At 34.8% G+C, this 4,997-nt stretch carries 6 protein-coding genes; 3 read left to right on the top strand and 3 right to left on the bottom strand.

All coding sequences use genetic code 11. From position 1 onward, the window contains the following. Positions 1-204: 204 nt before the first annotated feature. From fliD to fliT, 3 genes are read left to right on the top strand one after another with little or no spacing between them, the layout of a single operon-like run. Positions 205-1,623 carry a flagellar filament capping protein FliD gene (gene fliD, locus AACU98_RS14775; protein ID WP_161735013.1) on the top strand — a complete coding sequence of 473 codons (1,419 nt, stop codon included), beginning with the start codon at positions 205-207 and terminating at the stop codon, positions 1,621-1,623. A gap of 25 nt (positions 1,624-1,648) precedes the next feature. Then, positions 1,649-2,047 (top strand): flagellar export chaperone FliS, encoded by a 399-nt coding sequence (fliS, locus tag AACU98_RS14770; RefSeq protein ID WP_004243499.1) that lies wholly within the window; start codon positions 1,649-1,651, stop codon positions 2,045-2,047. An 18-nt stretch (positions 2,048-2,065) separates the two neighbouring features. Continuing rightward, complete coding sequence (fliT, locus tag AACU98_RS14765) at positions 2,066-2,419, top strand: flagellar protein FliT (protein WP_004243500.1); 354 nt, start codon at positions 2,066-2,068, stop codon at positions 2,417-2,419. Positions 2,420-2,712: 293 nt separating this feature from the next. Here the strand turns inward: fliT and AACU98_RS14760 are convergent, their stop codons facing one another. The 3 genes from AACU98_RS14760 to AACU98_RS14750 all read right to left on the bottom strand — a co-directional run bounded on the left by AACU98_RS14760 (position 2,713) and on the right by AACU98_RS14750 (position 4,868). Next, the gene (locus AACU98_RS14760; protein ID WP_012368052.1) at positions 2,713-3,855 is read right to left on the bottom strand and encodes a hypothetical protein; all 1,143 of its coding nucleotides are present in this window, start codon (positions 3,853-3,855) and stop codon (positions 2,713-2,715) included. 465 nt (positions 3,856-4,320) lie between these two features. Continuing rightward, complete coding sequence (locus tag AACU98_RS14755; protein WP_004243502.1) at positions 4,321-4,536, bottom strand: hypothetical protein; 216 nt, start codon at positions 4,534-4,536, stop codon at positions 4,321-4,323. A 101-nt stretch (positions 4,537-4,637) separates the two neighbouring features. Further along, positions 4,638-4,868: a DUF6500 family protein gene (locus tag AACU98_RS14750; RefSeq protein ID WP_004250790.1), complete on the bottom strand. Its 231-nt coding sequence runs from the start codon at positions 4,866-4,868 to the stop codon at positions 4,638-4,640. Positions 4,869-4,997 lie beyond the last annotated feature (129 nt).

Raw genomic sequence — 4,997 nt, 5'->3', positions numbered from 1 at the left:
ATTTTTTTATATTATTTTTATCAATTCTCGTCATAAACCTTTTTTCTTATGCAAAATTCGACTTTAGTATTCAATGACAATAAAAGGCTTCTATATGGCGGTCTGTTTCCCTCATCAAAAATAGTAAATAGACGTAAACTTTTCGCCAATTCTTCCGATAACGCTGTGTAGGGATTATTTTACGAACACAGAAAGGAGACCAGTATGGCTGGTATTAGTGCACTAGGAATAGGCGCCAAGATGCCACTTGGCGAGACATTAATGCAATTAGAGGCTGCGGAAAATAAGCGCCTTGAACCTTTAGACAAACAGATGAAAAGCTACGATGCACAAATTACTGCATATGGAAAAATTCGTAGCCAATTAGATAAATTACAGAAAGCATCTGAAGAATTAAAAAAATTCGATAAAATCGTCGCCACCAAAGTTGATGATGAGTTTGATGCTTTTAAAGTAACCACTGATGGTAAAGCAAGCATTGGTAATTATACGGTCTCGGTAACAGAGCTTGCCCATGCTCAAACACTGAAATCAAAAGCCGTCAGTGATATCAAAGATCCTATTGGTGAAACATTAGGTGAAGGCAAAACACGGACTTTAGTGATCACCCAAAAAGGTGAAAAAGAGCCTTTAAAAATAGAGTTAACAGACAGTCAAACTTCTATTATTGAATTACGTGATGCTATCAATAAAAAAGAAGGCAACGTTTCTGCCACTATTGTAAAAGCCCAAGATGGCGTTAACCATTTAGTTCTGACTTCTCGTAAAGAAGGTACAGATTCTCAAATGGAAATCACTGTTGAAGGTGATAGTAAGCTTAACGATTTTATTAGCTACTCCACTAAAACAAACAGTGGTGCAATGACAGAGATCGTTAAGGCAAATAATGCAAAGTTAACGATTAATGGGATTGAAATTGAACGTCAAACTAATGAAATTAAAGATGCGCCTGAAGGGATCACGTTAAATCTTAAGAAAAAAACCAATGATAATAAAGATGGCGTAGATAAACCTGAAATTATTACGGTTGCGCGTGATATTGAGCCAATGAAAAAGGCCATAAAAGCCTGGACAGACGCTTATAATGAATTAAATAAAACCTATAAAGATTTCACCAAGTACACCCAAGTTGAAAAAGGTGAAGATGCCTCTAAAGACAATGGTGTGTTATTAGGTGATACCACTAGCCGGATGATTATGTCTGAGCTAAAAAGCTTTATCACTCGTTCTCAATCTTCATCTGAGATTGATACCCTTAATAAAATGGGCATTAAATTTAAAGTTGATGGCACATTAGAAGTTGATGATAAAAAACTCGATAAAGCATTAAAAGAAAAACCCGCTAACGTCAAAGAGTTTTTTATGGGGGATGGTAAAGAAACAGGTTTTGGTACTCAAACCTATAATTACCTGAAAAAAACACTGCAATCAAACGACGGCACCCTTGATATTGCCACTGATGGTGTTAAAAAACGTAAAAAATCGTTAGATAACCAAATTAAAAATACCAAACGTACTATTGAAGCGACGATGGAACGTTATAAAAAACAGTTTCAATTATTAGATAAAATGGTCAACTCCATGACTAACTCAAGTGCATCAATTGAACGTTTATTACGTTAATTTTTAAGTAGGATATTAGGATATTATGTATCAACAATCAGCCAGTAAAATGTATGCTCAAATTGATGTTGAAAGTGAGATTTTAAATGCTTCACCTTACCAGCTGATCCAAATCCTATTTAATGGGGCGCTAAGCGCCCTTCGCCGTGCATTAATATTAATGGAACAAGGAAATATCGCCGGTAAAGGAGAAAATATTTCTAAAGCCATTAACATTATTGGCAACGGCTTAAAACAGGGGCTGGATAAAGAAAAAGGGGAGGAGCTTGCTGAAAATTTAGCATTACTTTACGACTATATGATCACTCAACTACTCGATGCCAATTTAAAAAATAATCCAGAAAAAATTCATGAAGTCATCAAGTTATTAACTGAAATTTCTGATGCTTGGCAACAAATTGGCACACAGATTAATTCTTATTAAAAAGCGTGGACAGCAAATATGGATATAATGGCAGCTTACGAGCAGGTTTTGAAATTAAGTGAGCAAATGTTAACGCTTGCCAAAAATCAGCAGTGGGATCAGCTGATAGAAATGGAAATGGATTATTTAAAAAGTGTAGAAATTATCACTAAGATGATAAAACCCACTGAGGGTGAGCTGATAATACAACAGCAGCTCACCAATATGTTAAAGAAAATACTCGAAAATGAAAATGAGACGCGAAATTTATTACGAGCAAGATTAGATAAGCTCGCTGTTTTAATAAGACAGACTGAACAAGAGCAGAGGGTACAAAATAGCTATGGTCAGTTTTCAGAGCATAGTTATTATCCTGATCTCAATCTAAAATAACTTTCCTCTGCGCCAAAAGCGGTTTTATTAGCTAATGGCGTCTTTATTTACCGTGTTATTTCTTGTTATACGATATTATTTGTTATCGGTAACGTTGTGACAATTAAACGATATGATATAAAAATAACATAATAAAAACTCAATTTATTACACTATATCATTAGACTATCGCTATCATCATCTGCTCTTCCCCATCTATTTGTTCTTCATTTACTGATATCATCACCGATAAATAAAAATCGCCTACACATGGCAGGCGATAAACTTACTGTTTCACATAGATAATAATTGCTTTATTTAATCACATCGTAGAGTTGAGGATCTGCAAAATAGTCTGCGGTTAATGCCATCGAAGGCTCATATTGTGCCCCATATATATCAGAGAATGCTTTCCCCTCTTTACCTAATGAAACTTTACGTTCATCATCACCGCTACTTTCATATATGGAATAAGTTTTACGGCGCATAGCAATATATTTATCCGCATCATTTTTAATATCAGTATGATGCTCAAATATCTCCTTATCAGTTAATTCTAGCTTGTTCGCTAATTGACATCCCCAACGTGTTAAACATCTTTCTGCAAAATGTCGCACAATTAACCCCGGTGAAAATAGTGCATTTTTACCTTCACTACCATCAATCGCGGCATTGCCTACTAAGGTCGCATGGCGTCCAGAAAGCGGGAAAATATGCATTTTCGTCTCAGCAGTCACTGTTGGAATAACGCAAGCAAATCCTTTTGAGCGTTCATCAATGGCATAAAATCCGACATATTCCTTAACATTGCTACCTAGTGTCACCTTTTCTGGTTGGAAATTAAGTGGCCCTGGAACTGGGTCAATAGCAAAAATATTGACTGGAATATCTTTTAATAGGGGATCTTTTAACATGGCATTGGCAAGCATATGACAGGTGATGCCACCACGGCTCCAACCCATTAAATTCACTTGGGTGGGAATGATGCCATCTTTGCGAAAGGTACGAATAATTTGTTGCTGAAGTTGTTGTTGAGTGACATAGCGGTCACCATAATTATATTTACGCCATAAAAAAGAGCCGGTCACTTCAACATCTTCAATGGGAATACCCGCTTTTTTCAGTTGATTATATTGTTGTTCTGTTAACTTTTCACGTTGCCAGTCAAAGTTGCCTTTCATTAAGCACAGTGCATGTTCAACATTTTCTTCCCATCCACTGCCAAATAAAGAGCCTTTTATATCTGAATAATTAGGGCTTTCAACCCATAAATCATCTTCTTGCAAATTACCGCTACCTGGGCCATCTACAATAAACCACTGAGCAAATTCGCGATCTAGATTATTATGCGCCAAGGTGGAAACAAGCTCACCTTGCCAATAAACAGGATTATTATGATTATTATTATCAAAAGATGAAGCGCCGGTACCACATAAATAAACGGTTAATACTGTCATAATTAAAAATTCCTTGTATGTTTTACTAAAAAATCAAAATATGATCTCTATTTCCTTGTATCGAGCTATTCCTTAGCTCAAGTAAACTTTAACGACGACACTTTTTTTATTCAAATATAAAAAAGTCATTATCACAGTTCAGATCACATAATTAATAACTATTTAAGTTAAGTCGTATATTAATTGCTGTATAGCCATCTTAATTAAACTAATGCTATTCATTATCTGATTTTTTAGCGAAAAAATTATTTTGATTATAAAAATAATATCGAATATTTCACGAAGTTAAGAGACTAAATCTTAATAGATTTATGATTTATTGTGATAGTGAATTGGGATAGTGAAGAGAGTGGTTAAAAATAAATCATTAACGAAGTGTTTATTTTTCTTCTTACCGTTGAAGTTGAGATAAAAACAAAAAAATCTCGCTAATGATCTTAACGAGATTTTTATCAATTGATACGCTTATAAACGATTAAATGCCACAACTCTCACCGCAGGAATATCAGCTTGAGCCCCTTGTGCAACTTCCTGACATGCTTTTTCTAACGCAATATGGGGTGTGATCCCACTCTCAGTTTCTACTATTTTATGCCCGGCGTAGGTATCACCATTTCTGGAACGCACTTTATACGCAATAAACCAATATTCCATATCATCACCGTTTACGTTATTAATCATAAAATTACCATAACGGTTTATGACTGACGTTAATGTGATAATAATCAATAATTTTCAGTTTTTTCGTATCAGGTTGATAAAAATGATAACAGCGTACAGATTTAGCGATTAGCGTCCATTTCAGTTTGTATCATCTTCTTAATTTTTATGGCTTTTTCAAAATGATCTAATTTATGCGTCAATATCCACCAAGTTGCCGCTTCCATTAATAATTCAGGATCATCATTTTTATTAGCAAAAAAAGCATAAAAAGAGAGGCCTACCCCTTCTCCCTTTTGCGCTATTTTTGTATCACATACTTGGATGATTTTTTGCTGCAACATTCTGCGCATCGTTTGTGTCACTCAGTGCGTTGTTAGTTAGTACAGCTTACATAGGAAATGTTGTCTTGTGAATACGAAAATGACGGAAAGGATTTTATTAAAAATGAGTGTTTTAAAGTTGATTAATTTAATTATATT

The organism is Proteus sp. G4380, assembly GCF_963885725.1.
Classification (GTDB): Bacteria; Pseudomonadota; Gammaproteobacteria; order Enterobacterales; family Enterobacteriaceae; genus Proteus; species Proteus mirabilis.
The sequence above is the reverse complement of the archived record's forward strand: the minus strand, read 5'-3'. Positions and strand labels throughout refer to the sequence as shown.